The 13,370-nt window shown below is 74.7% G+C and carries 11 protein-coding genes and 1 riboswitch; of the genes, 10 read left to right on the plus strand and 1 reads right to left on the minus strand.

What is annotated here, in order from left to right:
- The first annotated feature begins 16 nt into the window (after positions 1-16).
- The 10 genes from ABZT47_RS15050 (at position 17) to ABZT47_RS15095 (ending at position 11,519) form a co-directional block, all read left to right on the plus strand.
- The gene (locus tag ABZT47_RS15050; RefSeq protein WP_354841122.1) at positions 17-2,962 is read left to right on the plus strand and encodes an AAA family ATPase; all 2,946 of its coding nucleotides are present in this window, start codon (positions 17-19) and stop codon (positions 2,960-2,962) included.
- A gap of 130 nt (positions 2,963-3,092) precedes the next feature.
- The gene (locus tag ABZT47_RS15055) at positions 3,093-6,431 is read left to right on the plus strand and encodes a type 2 lanthipeptide synthetase LanM family protein (RefSeq protein WP_354841124.1); all 3,339 of its coding nucleotides are present in this window, start codon (positions 3,093-3,095) and stop codon (positions 6,429-6,431) included.
- Between the two features lie 85 nt (positions 6,432-6,516).
- Positions 6,517-8,682 (plus strand): peptidase domain-containing ABC transporter, encoded by a 2,166-nt coding sequence (locus tag ABZT47_RS15060; protein ID WP_354841127.1) that lies wholly within the window; start codon positions 6,517-6,519, stop codon positions 8,680-8,682.
- A gap of 58 nt (positions 8,683-8,740) precedes the next feature.
- On the plus strand, positions 8,741-8,923 hold the full coding sequence (locus ABZT47_RS15065) for a hypothetical protein (protein WP_354841130.1): 183 nt from the start codon (positions 8,741-8,743) through the stop codon (positions 8,921-8,923).
- Between the two features lie 93 nt (positions 8,924-9,016).
- On the plus strand, positions 9,017-9,202 hold the full coding sequence (locus ABZT47_RS15070) for a hypothetical protein (protein WP_354841132.1): 186 nt from the start codon (positions 9,017-9,019) through the stop codon (positions 9,200-9,202).
- A gap of 30 nt (positions 9,203-9,232) precedes the next feature.
- Positions 9,233-9,403: a hypothetical protein gene (locus ABZT47_RS15075; RefSeq protein ID WP_354841135.1), complete on the plus strand. Its 171-nt coding sequence runs from the start codon at positions 9,233-9,235 to the stop codon at positions 9,401-9,403.
- A gap of 24 nt (positions 9,404-9,427) precedes the next feature.
- Positions 9,428-9,610 carry a hypothetical protein gene (locus ABZT47_RS15080; RefSeq protein ID WP_354841138.1) on the plus strand — a complete coding sequence of 61 codons (183 nt, stop codon included), beginning with the start codon at positions 9,428-9,430 and terminating at the stop codon, positions 9,608-9,610.
- A 51-nt stretch (positions 9,611-9,661) separates the two neighbouring features.
- Entirely contained in the window at positions 9,662-9,841 is a 180-nt protein-coding gene (locus ABZT47_RS15085) for a hypothetical protein (protein ID WP_354841141.1), read from the plus strand.
- Between the two features lie 41 nt (positions 9,842-9,882).
- Complete coding sequence (locus ABZT47_RS15090) at positions 9,883-10,059, plus strand: hypothetical protein (RefSeq protein ID WP_354841143.1); 177 nt, start codon at positions 9,883-9,885, stop codon at positions 10,057-10,059.
- A gap of 131 nt (positions 10,060-10,190) precedes the next feature.
- Positions 10,191-11,519, plus strand: a complete 1,329-nt coding sequence (locus ABZT47_RS15095; protein ID WP_354841146.1) for a cobalt-precorrin-5B (C(1))-methyltransferase — start codon at positions 10,191-10,193, stop codon at positions 11,517-11,519.
- Between the two features lie 19 nt (positions 11,520-11,538).
- Here ABZT47_RS15095 and cobG read toward each other — a convergent pair whose 3' ends face one another.
- The gene (gene cobG / locus ABZT47_RS15100) at positions 11,539-13,104 is read right to left on the minus strand and encodes a precorrin-3B synthase (protein ID WP_354841150.1); all 1,566 of its coding nucleotides are present in this window, start codon (positions 13,102-13,104) and stop codon (positions 11,539-11,541) included.
- An 86-nt stretch (positions 13,105-13,190) separates the two neighbouring features.
- Positions 13,191-13,316: riboswitch (cobalamin riboswitch) on the plus strand.
- Positions 13,317-13,370: the final 54 nt, after the last annotated feature.

The raw sequence follows: 13,370 nt of genomic DNA on the forward strand, positions 1-13,370 counted from the left end.
CAGATAACCTGTCGTCATGTCATTCACCTCCCCCATTCTGGTCGGGCGTGAGCGCGAAACCGAACAACTCGACCGGTGCCTGTCCGCCGCCCGTCAGGGCCGGGGCGGCGCGGTCTTTCTGCTCGGCGACCCCGGGATAGGCAAATCCCGCCTCTCCGCCGAATGCGCGTATCGCGCATTCGACACCGGAATGACAGTGTTACGGGGACGCGGCGGGAACGTCAGCGCGGACATCCCGTTCAAACCGTTATGCGAGGCGCTGCTCTCCTACAGCAGGACCAACCCCCCGCCCGACGACCCCGCGCTGGCGCCCTACCTGCCGGCGCTGACCCGGCTGGTCCCGGAGTGGCGGCGGGCGGGGATCGCCGGCCACCTGGAGTCGGTGGTGGTCCTGGCCGAGGCCATCCTGCGCCTGCTGGCGGTGATCGGGCGGGACGGCGGCTGCCTGCTCATCCTGGAGGACCTGCACGAGGCGGACGCCGACACGCTCGCCGTCGTGGAGTACCTGGCCGACAACCTCGCCGAGACGCCCGCCCTCCTGCTGGCCAACCTGCGCAGCCACGCGGGACCCGCCCGCGCCGTCGCGGAGTCGTGCCACCTGCGGCGCACCGCGGGCCTCATCGACCTGGCGCCGCTGCCGCCCGACCAGCTCGCACGCCTGACGGCCGCCTGCCTGGACGTCTCGCCGGAGGACCTGCCCCGCCAGTTGGTCGGTCGTTTGGAACGTGACACCGCGGGCGTCCCGTTCATCGTCGAGGAACTGCTCGCCGCCATGGCCGGCGTCGGCGCCCTGGAGCGCGACGGCCGGCGCTGGCGGCTGAACGGCGACCCCGCGATCGACGTGCCGACCACGCTGGTCCGCAGCATCACGCTGCGCGCCGCGCACCTGGGCCCCTCGGCCCGGGATCTGCTGCACACGGCGGCGATCTTCGGCTCCCGCTTCCCGGTCCCGGTGATCCAGGAGGCCGCCGGCCTGGACGACCGCGAGGTCATGGCCTTCCTGCGGTCGGCGACCGACGCGCGGCTCATCACACCGGACGACTCCGCCAGCGACTGGTACGCCTTCCGCCACGCGCTGATGGCCGAGGCCCTGCTGTCCGCGCTGATCCCGGCCGAGCGCAAGCTGATCGCGCGCGGCGCGGCCGACGCGCTGGAGCGTCTGCACCCCGGGCTGCCCGGGGAGTGGTGCCAGATGGCGGCCACCCTGCGCCTGAGCGCGGGAGACGCGCTCGGCGCGGCCGGTCTGCTGGCCGACGCCGGTCGCCGCCTGCTGGGCGACGGCGCCGCCGATCTCGCCGTCACGCTGCTGGACCGCGCCTACGGCATGCTCGGCTCCGCCCCCGCCGACCTGCGGGCGAGCGCCATCCAGGGGTTGCTGCACGCGCTGACCGAGAGCGGGGAGGCCGACCGCGCCTACGCGCTCGCCAAGGACCTGCCGATCACCGGCGACCTGGCGATGACCATCCCGCACGAGATCGACCTGCGCACCAAGCTGGCGTGGGTGGCCGCCGAGATCGGCCAGACCGCCGACGGCCTCGCGCACGTCGCCGCGGTCCGCAGGCTGCTCGACATCGGCCCCGACGAGGCCAGGGCCGCCGCCATCGACGTGATCGAGGCCCAGCTCATCGTCCCCGACCACGGCGTGCTGCAGCAGAGCCCCCAGCGGATGGCCGCCGCGGAGACCCTCGTGCGGCGGGCGGCCGAGGTCGCCGAGCGCGTCCCGCTCCCCGAGGTGGCCTGCCAGGCGTGGGAGCGGATGGCGCTGTTCTCCCGGGTCCGCGGGTTCGACGAGCCCGACCGGTGCCTGACCCGGGTGCTGACCATCGCCGACGCCCACGGGCTGAGGCTGTGGAAGCTGCGGGCGATGGTGCGCCTGGCCGCCAACCACGCCCTGCGCACCGGCGAACGGGACCGGCTGGAGGAGGTCGGCAGGGCGGCGGAGCGGGCCGGCGCGATCAGCCTGGTCCACACCGCCCAGGCCTCCCTGGTGATGATGGCGGTCCTGCGCGGCGAGTACGGCGAGGCCCACGAGCTGGCCGTGCCGTGCGTCGAGACGACCATCCGCCTCGGCCACACCGCCTACACCCAGTACCTTCTGCTCGCCCAGGCCACGCTCGCCGCCCATCAGGCCAAGCGCGCGGACATGGAGCTGGCGCTGGAGCGGTTCCGCCGGTGGGGAGGGGAGAACAGCCTGCACATGCCGGTCGTCCACGGCCTGTGCCAGGCCACGTGCGCCCTGCTGGAAGAGGACCGCGACCTGTGCGCCGAGATGCTGGCCAAGGCGCGGGACTGGGAGGAGCGCAACCCCACCGTCTACTACCTGACCGGCAGGTACGGCATCGGCGTGCTCATGGAGGTGCTGGCCGGGCGGGCGGGCCGCGCCGAATGGCGGGCCGCGGACGTCACCTCGGCCGCCGAGCTGGCCTGGAACCGGCACTTCCTCCACCTGGCGGACGCGGTGCTGCTGGGCCGCGACGGCGACGCGGACGGCGCGCTCGCCGCGTTCGCGGCGGCCGCGGAGAACGGCCGGCCGTTCCCGCTCGCCCGGCACCTCGGGCTGCGGCTGGTCGCCGAGGCCGCCCTGGCCGACGGCTGGGGAGAGCCGCTGGTCTGGCTGCGCACCGCCGAGGAGTACTTCCACCAGGCCGGCATCCCCGCCGTCACCGGGGCCTGCCGGGCCATGTTGCGCCAGGCGGGGGCAGCGGTGTCGCAGCGTCGCACCGGACGCGAGCAGGTGCCGAGCCGGCTGCGCGGCCAGGGCGTCAGCGTGCGGGAGTACCAGGTGCTGACCCTGCTCGCCGAACGGCGCGGCAACGTCGACATCGGCAAGCGGCTGTTCATCTCACCCCGGACGGTGGAGAAGCACGTCGCGAGCCTGCTGCACAAGACGGGCCTGCCCGACCGCGCCGCCCTGTACGAGCACGCCGCCGAGCTGATGCGCCGAGCTGATGCGCCGAGCTGATGCGCCGAGCTGACGCGGCCGACGCCCCCATGACGCCCCCGTGAGCCCCCACCGCGCCCCCATGAGGCCCCGGGAATTTGGGGGCGCCGCCCGCATGTGACGCGCGCCGCGGATCGGCACAGTGCTTGTCATGAGCGGACACGGAAAGACGTCGCGGGCGGCGCCCGCCGGGCTCGGCCCGGCGTGGTGGGCGGACGGCCTGACGCTGGCGGAGCGGCTGGACCAGGACGGCGGGCACCTCCCCGCCGGCCGGCCACCGGAGACGACGGGGGAGACCGCGCGCTGGCGGCTGCGGGAGTGGCGCGACGCCCACGGGCCGCTGGACGACGGACGGTTCGAGCGGCGGCTGGCCGCGGCCGGGCTGAGCGTCGAGGAGCTGGCCGCGCTGCTCGACGAGGAGCCCGCCGCGCTGGCGGGCCGCGCCGGCCGTCCCGCCTGGGCCGGGCAGGCCGCCGAGGCGGTCGCCGCCGCGGACACGGCGCCGGCCGGGGAGGGGTTCACGGCGGTCGTGGCGCCGTTCGCCGAGAGCGCGCTGCGGCACTTGGCCGCCGCGCTGGCCCAATGCGGACCGGCCGTCGAAGCCGAGGCCCTGCTGGCGGGCTGGGGCGGGGAGCTGCGGCAGCGGCTGGCCGCGCTGGCGGCGCGGACGCTGGTCCTGGAGCTCAACGTCATGCGCGTCGCCCGGCGACTGTCGGGTGAGACGCCCGAGGAGCGGTTCGCCGGGTTCGTCCGGCACTTCCGGCGGCCCGAGGCGCTGGCGGCGCTGTGCGAGGAGTACCCGGTGCTGGCCAGGCTGCTGGCCGAGACCGCCGACCGGTTCGCCGCCACCCGCGGCGAGATGCTCGCACGCTTCGCGGCCGACCGCGACGAGATCGTCCGCACGCTGCTGGGCGGGGCCGACCCCGGCCCGCTGACCACGGCCGCCGCCGGCGGTGACACCCACCAGGGCGGCCGGTCGGTGAGCGTCCTGGGCTTCGACGGCGGCGCGCGGGTGGTGTACAAGCCGCGCCCGCAGGCCGTCCACCGCCACTTCAACGACGCGCTGGGCCGGCTCAACGAACGCGTCGCCGGCCTCGGCCTCACCCGCCTGGCGGTGCTGGACCGCGGCGCGTACGGCTGGGTGGAGTTCGCACCGCACCTGCCGTGCCGCGACCAGGAGGAGGTCGGCCGCTACTACCACCGGCTCGGCGCGCTGCTCGCGCTGCTGCACGCGCTGGACGGCGCCGACTTCCACTGCGAGAACCTGATCGCATGCGGGGACCAGCCCGTGCTGGTCGACCTGGAGGCGCTGCTGCACCCCGTGGTGCCGGGCGCGGGATTCGACGGCCTGATGGCGGACCCGGCGGCGCGGGCACTGGAGGCCTCGGTGAGCCGCAGCGGCCTGCTACCGGACCTGATGCTCGGCGAGAACGGCGTGATCGACCTGTCCGGGATGGGCGGCGACAAGGACGCCACCATGCCCGTCAAGAGCCCCGCGTGGGCAGGCCAGGGCACCGACGAGATGCGGCTGGTCCGCGACCACGCGACCTTCCCGGGAGTGAGCAACCGCCCGCGCGTCGGCGACGACGAGGCCGACCCCGCCGACCACGTCGAGGACATCCTGGCCGGGTTCGGGCGGGCCTACGAGGCCATCGTCGCGGACGCCGACGGCCTGACCGGGCTGCTGGCCGTCTTCGCCGACGACGAGGTGCGGGTCGTCCCGCGCGCCACCCGGACCTACGGCAAGCTGATGATGGAGTCCACCCACCCGGACGTGCTGCGTCACGGCCTCGACCGCGACCGCGTCCTGGACCACCTCTGGGCGCTGTCCGGCGGCGACCCGCTCCGCGAGCGGATGACCGAGTACGAGACCGCGGACCTCTGGGCCGGCGACATCCCGATCTTCACGACCCGGCCCGGCGGCCGCGACCTGTGGACCTCCGGCGGCGTCCGGCTCCGCGGCGTGCTGCCCGAGTCCGGCCTGAGCCGCGCCGTCCGCAAGATCCAAGGCATGGGCGAGGCCGACCGGCGCCGTCAGGAATGGGTGATCCGCGCGTCGATGGCCTCCCGCGACCGCACCGGCCTGGCCGGCGTCATCACCGGCGTCGTCACCGGGGCTGCGTCCGCGGCGCCCGCCGGCGGTGGTCCGGAGGACCGGGACCGGCTGGTCGCCGCCGCCCAGGACATCGCCGACCTGATCGACCGGCACGCCTGCGCCGACGACGGCCGGGTCAACTGGCTCGGGCTGGACCTGGTGGAGGACAAGTACTGGATGCCCCGGCCGCTGTCCTTCGAGCTGTACGGCGGCTACACGGGGGTGGCGCTGTTCCTGGCGCAGTGCGCCGCCGTCACCGGCCGGGAGCGGTACGCCGGCCTGGCCCGCCGCGCGGTCGTCCCCCTCGCCCGGCTCGCGCAGGACCCGCCGGAACAGGGCGTCATGGGGGCGTTCACCGGGCTGGGCGGCGTGGCGTACGCGTTGCTGCACCTTGCCGGCCTGCTCGGCGAGCCCGGCCTGGCGGGGCCGGTGGAGGACCTGGTGGAGGCGTGCGCCAAGGCGGCCGGCCACGACGAGGTCCTGGACGTCATCGGCGGCGCCGCCGGCACCCTGGCGACGATGCTCGCGATCCACCGGGCCACCGGATCGGACGCGGCCTGGCGGACGGCGGAGGCGTGCGCCGAGCGCCTGCTCACCACCGCGATCCCCATCGGAGCGGGCATGGCCTGGCGGACGCCCATGTGCGGCGACCTGCCGCTGACCGGCTTCTCGCACGGCGCGGCCGGCATCGGGTGGGCGCTGTGCCGCTACGCCGAGGCGGGCGGCGACCCGCGCGCCCGCGAGATGGCCCTGGCCGCCTTCGCCTACGAGAGCGAGCACTACCGGCCGGACCTGCGGGGCTGGCCCGACTTCCGCACGGGGCAGGGCCCCGGCGACACCCTCCACGCCTGGTGCCACGGCGCCCCCGGCATCGGCCTGTCCCGGACGTCCGCCTTGACCCCCGCCGCCCGGGCGTTCTCCGACCTGACGTCCACCGACCTGACGTCCACCGACCTGACGTCCACCGACCTGACGTCCACCGGCCTGACGTCCACCGGCCTGACGACCACCGGCCTGACGACCGCCGGCCGGGTGCCCGCCGATCCGACGCACGTCGATCAGGTGCGGGCCGACCTCGGCCTCGCGCTGGCCGCCGAGGCGGCGCACGGGCCCATGGCCAACCACAGCCTCTGCCACGGCGAGCTGGGCAACCTCGAACTGCTGATCCGGACCCGCGACCGGCCGGAGGTGGCCGGCCTGCTGACGGCCCGCACGGCTCGCGTGCTCGACGACCTGGAGCGCCACGGCCCGCGCTGCGGCGCGCCCGGCCCGCACACGCCCGGCCTGATGAACGGGCTGGCCGGCATCGGGCACGGGCTGCTCCGGCTCGCCCTGCCCGACCAGATCCCCTCCGTGCTCCTGTTCGAGGCCCCCGCCGGAAAGGACCAGCGATGACCAGGTCGCCGTACGAGGCGCCCCGCCGGGAGCGGGCGCCGATGGCCGGGGCGCCGTGCGAACCGCCGGTCGGGAGGGATCGCTGATGGCCAGGGTTCCGCTGCGACACCAGCTCACCTCGACCGAATGCGCCGCGGCCTGCCTGGCCATGATCGCCAGCTTCCACGGCCGCGACACCAGGGTCGCCGAATGCCGTGAACTGCTCGGCATCGGCCGCGACGGGGTGTCGGCCGCCCACCTGATCGCCGCCGCCCCCCGCATGGGCCTGCACGCGCGGACCGAGCGGGTGGCGCACCTGGACGGCACCGACGAGCCGGTCATCGCCTACCTCGCCGACCACCACTTCGTCGTCGTCGAACGGGTCACCGCGCGGCGCGTCCGCATCGCCGACCCCGGAGCCGGCCGCCTCTGGCAGAGCATGGAGGACTTCGACCGGCGCTACGGCGGCGTGCTGGTCCGCGTGACGCCGGGACCGGACTTCACGCGGCGGCGCACGCCCATGCGCGAGTGGCTCATGCTGCGCTACCTGCGCGACTTCGTGGCGCTGCCCGGCAGCCGCGGCCTGCTCGGCGTCGTGCTGGCCTGCGCGGTCGTGCTCAAGACGCTCGCGCTGGTGCTGCCGATCGCCACCCAGCAGGTCGTCGACACCTTCGTCCCCGACCGGCGGGCCGACATCCTGCCCGTGTTCGCCATCGTGGTGGCCGGCACCACGGTCCTGGCCGGCGCCATGACCCTGCTGCGCGAGCTGGTGGTGCTCGGCCTGCGCGTCCGGGCCGAGGCGACGCTCGGGCGGCGGCTGATCCGCCACATGCTGCGGCTGCCGCTGTCGTTCTTCATCCAGCGCCGCAGGGGCGACCTGCTCGCCCGGCTCGGCAGCGTCTCCACCACGCGCGAGACCGTCACCCAGCGGCTGCTGACGATGGTGCTGGACGCCGCGCTGCTCACCGGCTACCTGATCGGCCTGGCCGTGCTCGCCCCCGGGTACGTGCCGGTCGTCGTCGTGCTGGGCGGCGTCCACGTGCTGCTGGTGGTGCGGCTCTCCCCGCGGACGGCGGCGGTGTACCAGCGCGAACTGTCGGCCAAGGCCGAGGAGCAGAGCTACCTCACCGAGACGCTGGAGGCCGTGATCCCGGTCAAGGCCAACGGGGTGGAGGAGCGGGCCGAGCAGCACTGGGCCGGCCTGTTCGACCGGTACCGCGCGGCCCTGGCCGTCCGCGGCCGGATCACCGCCGGCCTGGAGGCCCTGCACCAGGCCCTCACCACCGCGGCCCCCCTGCTCCTGCTGCTCACCGGGCTGGCGCTGGTCCTGAACGGGTCCATGACCATCGGCACGGCGCTCGCCGCCAGTACGGTGGCGCTCGCGGTGCTGGCCCCGATCCAGGGACTGGCCGGCGCCGGCCAGAGCTATCCGATGCTGCGCAGCCAGATCGAGCGGGTGTACGACATCGTCGACGCCGACGAGGAGCCCAGCGGTCAGGTGCGCCTTGCGCCGGACGCCCCGAGCGGCGTTGAGGTCGAGGGGCTGGTCTTCCACTACCAGTCCGACGGCCCGCCGGTCCTGTCCGGCCTCGCCTTCGCCGTCCAGCCCGGCGACAAGCTCGGCATCGTCGGCCGCACGGGGTCGGGCAAGAGCACCATCGCTTTGCTGGTCCTCGGCCTGCTGCGCCCCACCGCGGGCACGGTGCGCCACGGCGGGCACGACCTTTCCGACCTGGACGTCCACGACCTGCGATCACGCTGCGGCGCCGTCCTGCAGGACCTCAACCTCTTCAACGGCTCGATCAGGGAGAACCTCACCCTGGGCCGGGAGGACGCCACCGAGGCGGAGGTGGTGCGCGCCGCCCGCATCGCGGGACTGCACGACGACGTGGTCGCCATGCCCATGGGATACGGCACGCTCGTCGGCGAGGCCGGAGCCGCGCTGTCGGCCGGGCAGCGGCAGCGGGTCGCCCTGGCCCGCGCCCTGGTCCACAAGCCCCGTCTGCTCATCCTCGACGAGGCCACCAGCCACCTCGACCCCGAGACCGAACGCCGCGTCGACGCGGCGCTGTCCGGGCTCGAGGTCACGCGGATCGTCATCTCGCACCGCCTGAGCGCGATCCGCGACGCCCACCAGATCCTCGTGCTCGACCGCGGCCGCGTCGTCGAGCGCGGCAGGCACGAGGAGCTCATCGCACGAGAGGGGACCTACCGGGAGCTGTTCGCACTGGACGCCGAGCCCCGTCCGCGGGTCGAGGCCCTGAACGCGTGAAGCGCGTCGGATGGCCCCGGCGCGCCCGTACACACACCAACGAACTGGAGAGTACGTCATGTCCGACAACGAGCTGATCCGTCAGTGGAAGAACCCGCAGGCCCGCACCGCCGGCCTCGACCACCCGGCCGGGGAGATCGCCCTCACCGAGGAGCAGGTGGTCGGCGGCCGGCCGCCGGTGACCGAGTGGATCGCCTCCCTGGGCTGCTGCCCCACCGGTCTGTGGTGCGGCGGAATCTGAGCCGCCCCTGGGCCCGCGGCACCGCGGGCCCGTCCCGCCGGCACCGTCCGGCGCGGTCCCCCTCCACCGAAATCTGAACGAAGGAGTCACACCATGTCCGACAACGAGCTGATCCGTCAGTGGAAGAACCCGCAGGCCCGCGTCGCCGGCCTCGTCCACCCCGCCGGGGAGATCGCCCTGGACGACACCCGCGTGGTCGGCGGCCGGCCGCCGAGGACCGAGTACGCCTTCTCCCTCGGCTGCTGCCCCACCGACGCATTCTGCGCCGGCGGCTTCTGATCGCCACGACGTAGCCGAAGGAGTCATGAGATGTCCGGCAACGAGCTGATCCGTCAGTGGAAGAACCCGCAGGCCCGTACCGGCGACCTGGTCCACCCCGCGGGTGAGATCAGCCTGGACGAGCTGGTCGGCGGCATGCCGCCCGCGACGGAGGCGATCGCCTCCTGGGGCTGCTGCCCCACCGGCGTCTACTGCGGCTGATCCGAGTACCGAAGGAGTCGCGCGATGTCGTCCGACGACGAACTGATCCGTCAGTGGAAGGACCCCCGGGTCCGCACCAGGGGGATCGCGCACCCGGCCGGTGAGATCGACGTCGACGAGGGCCTCGCGCACGTCGTCGGCGGCATGCCGCAGGAGACCTGGCCGCCGGTGATCTCCCACAAATGCTGCACCGTGGACCTCTGCTAGCAGGCCCACACCCCGTTCATCCCCACCGATTCATCGACAAGGAGTTCCCTCATGTCCGACAACGAGCTGATCCGTCAGTGGAAGAACCCGCAGGACCGCGTCGCAGGCCTCGACCACCCGGCCGGTGAGATCGCCCTGCAGGAGGAGGTGGTCGGCGGGATGCCTCCGCAGACCGAGTTCTTCATCAGCATCGGCTGCTGCGCCACCCGCACTCTCTCCTGCCCGGTGTAGGCGTCACCGCATCTCGGCCTCGTCATCGAAGGAGTCATGAAATGTCCGACAACGAGCTGATCCGTCAGTGGAAGAACCCGCAGGCCCGCGTCGCCGGTCTCGATCACCCGGCCGGCGAGATCACGCTGGACGAGCGGATCGTCGGCGGCCGGGAACCCGCCACCGAGGGCGCGTTCACCTGGGGCTGCTGCAAGCCGACCTGGGGCTTCTGCATCTGACCCAGCCCTGTGCCGATCCCGCCCGGTCCGCTCACCGGGCGGGATCCGGCATGTGCCCTGGCGAACCGGGAGAAGCCGGCCCGGCTGGCCCTGCGCGGCGGGCCCGTTCGCGGGATGTGCATTCTTGACCCATGAGCACTGGGCTGCGGTACGGGTGGACGACCGGCGCGTGCGCGACGGCGGCGGTCACCGCCGCCTACACCGCACTGCTCACCGGGACGTTCCCCGACCCGGTGGAGATCGTCCTGCCCCGAGGGCAGCGCCCGTCGTTCGCGCTGGCCACCGAGGAACTCATCCCCGCTCACGTGACACCCCCGCAGGACGGACATCCCCCGCAGCACGGCGAGGCGGCCAGACGGGGCGGGACCGCCGCCCCTGGGGAGACGGCGGAGCGACGTGGGACCGCCGGCCTTGAGGAGGCGACGGGGCAACATGGGCCCGCCGCCCCTGGGGAGGCGACGGGGCGACGTGGGACCGCCGGCCTTGGAGAGACGGCGGGGCGACAGGGGACGGCGGAGCCTCGACGGACCGCGGGGGGGCTGGATGCCCGGCCGTATCGGGAGGCCAGGGCCGGGGTGGTCAAGGACGCGGGGGACGACCCGGACGTCACGCACGGCGCGCTGATCCGCGCCGCCGTGCGGCGAGGCGCCCCCGGAACCGGGGTCACCTTCCGCGCGGGGCCGGGCGTCGGCACCGTGACCAAGCCGGGCCTTCCGCTGGAGGTGGGCGAGCCCGCCATCAACCCGGTGCCCCGCGAGATGATGCGCGCCCACGTGGCGCGCGTCGCCGCCGCGCACGGAGTCGCTGGCGACGTGGTCGTCGAGATCTCCGTGGACGGCGGCGAGGAGCTTGCGCGCCGCACCTGGAACCCCCGGCTCGGCATCCTCGGTGGCCTGTCCATCCTCGGCACCACGGGCGTCGTGGTGCCCTACTCGTGCTCGGCGTGGATCGACAGCATCCGGCGCGGCGTGGACGTCGCCCGCGCCGCAGGGCACCGCCACGTGGCGGCGTGCACCGGCAGCACCTCCGAGCGGGTCGCCGCCGAGCTGTACGGGCTGCCGGAGGACGCGCTGCTCGACATGGGCGACTTCGCGGGCGCCGTCCTGAAGTACCTGCGCCGCCACCCCGTCCCCCGGCTCACCGTGGCCGGGGGCGTCGGCAAACTGTCCAAGCTCGCCGACGGGCATCTCGACCTGCACTCGGGCCGCTCGCAGGTCAGCACCGAGGCGCTGGCGGCGATGGTGCTCGGCGCGGGCGGCGACGAGGCGCTGGCGGCCCGGGTGCGGGACGCCAACACCGCCCTCCAGGCCCTCACCCTCTGCCGGGAGGCGGGGGTGCCCCTCGGCGACCTGATCGCCGCCCGCGCCCGCGCCACCGCCCTGGACGTCCTGCGCGGCGCCCCGGTGGAGGTCGACGTCATCGTCATCGACAGAGCCGGCACCATCGTCGGCCGCACCTAGGCGTCACCTCTGTCACGTGCTATCGATGGTCGCCGGTGCGTGCTCCGGCGACCGCGGTGGCCGTGGCCGGGAGGGTGGTGTGGTGTTCGGCCGTGCCTGGGGACTCGACGTGGTAGCCGTCGGGGGTGGCGGTCACCAGTACGGCCGGGCCGGCGGGGCGTCCGCAGTGGCGCTCGCATCCCGCCCAGTGCACGGGGAGCGGCCGGTGTCCGGTCAGGGCCGGTCCGGTGGCGGGGTGCGGGTGCGAGGTGGCCTGGGTCGCGTCGGACCGGACGTCGGCGAGCGATTTGGCGCAGCCCGGCAGGCCCGTGCAGGCCGTGACTCCGGCCCATGGGGATGCCGCGTCGGTCACCAGCCCGGCGGCCGCCAGGCGGGATGTCCACGCCGCGGCCTCGGCAGGCGCGATGCCGGGGATCACGAGGGTGCGCCACGGGGTCAGCCGGACCTCCGCGCTTCCCGCGTCGGCCGCCTCGGCCACCGCGTGCGCCTGGGCGGCGGTGAGCCGGCCCAGCGCGGCCAGGACGACCAGCGCCACCCGCCCGTCCGCCATGGCGACGATCCCGGGAGATTTCCCGGTGTCCGTACGCCCGGCCGTATCCGTCGTCGCGGCGTCCGGGCCGGTGCGGATGGCGGAGAAGACCTGGGGAGTGCCGGTGGTGAGCCGGGCGGTGATCGCGGCGGGGCCGTCGGTGAGTTCGGCGACGCGCCATGCGCCGGTGCCCTGGGCGGTCCGCTCGGCCAGGAACGCCTCGGCGGCGGCCACCATCACGGGCACCGCGTCGGCAAGGGGGAACCGCAGCCCGGTGTCCTGCCCGGCGAGTAGCAGCACGCATCCGGCGATGCCCGCCCCGTGCCCCGGGTCCCGGGCCTCTATGGACCCGCCCGGACCGGGTTCGTTCCCGGCCCCTGTGTAGCCGGCGACGGGGGAGGGCCGGGTGGGAAGGAGGGTGAGGTCGGCGTGGAGGGGGAGCAGGTCGTGGCGGCCGTCGTCGAGGGCGAAAAGGAAACGGCCCGGCAGCTCCGCGAGGGCGGGCCGGGCGAGCACGGCGTCGTCCAGCGCGCGGACGAGGGGGATGACGTCGGCGAGGCCGCGCCCGTCGAGGCCGGACAGCGGGCCGGCGACGATGTTGCGCACCCGCTCGTGGGTGGCCGAGGGCAGCAGCCCGGCGGCGGCCATCCGGTCCGCGAACGCCTGGCCGTCCGCCTCGCCGAGCCCGCGCACCTGCACGTTCGCACGGGAGGTCAGTTCGATCACGCCCGATCCCCACGTGGTGGCGGCGTCCGCGATGACGCGCAGCCGGTCGGGGGTGAGCAGGCCGCCCGGCGTCCGGAGGCGGGCGACCGCGCCGTCCGCCGCCGTGTGGGTCTGCAGGGCCCCGGGGCATGCGTCCGGCCGCGACCGGGCCGGGGAGCCGGCGCCGCCGATCGACCGGGACGGGGAAGCGGCGCCGCCGTCCGGGCGGGCAGGGGGGACGGCGCTGTCGGTCGGGCGGGCCGGGGAACCGGCGCCGCCGGGAGGGACTTGGCCAGGCGGGCGGGTTGTTTCGTTCGCGCTCGCGGGGGTGGAGAAGTCGGCGGCGGCCACGGTGAGGATGGTAACCCCGGCTGATCGCAATAACGACATCTCGCAATAAGTCGGACGACATGATCTGATGGAGGGCGACGGTACTGGAGGAAGCCGGTGTGAGTCCGGCGCGGTCCCGCCACTGTCACCGGGGAGTCAACCCCACCAAGGCCACGGCCCGGCAACGGGCGGGAAGGCCGGGGTGATGCGTCGATCCGGAAGCCAGGAGACTCCAGGCCGCCGTGTGGACCCACGACCCGGGGCGCGGACCCCGAGTGAGGATGTGC

Origin of the sequence: Sphaerisporangium sp. NPDC005289, from assembly GCF_040607455.1 — a bacterium.
Taxonomy (GTDB): domain Bacteria; phylum Actinomycetota; class Actinomycetes; order Streptosporangiales; family Streptosporangiaceae; genus Sphaerisporangium; species Sphaerisporangium rhizosphaerae.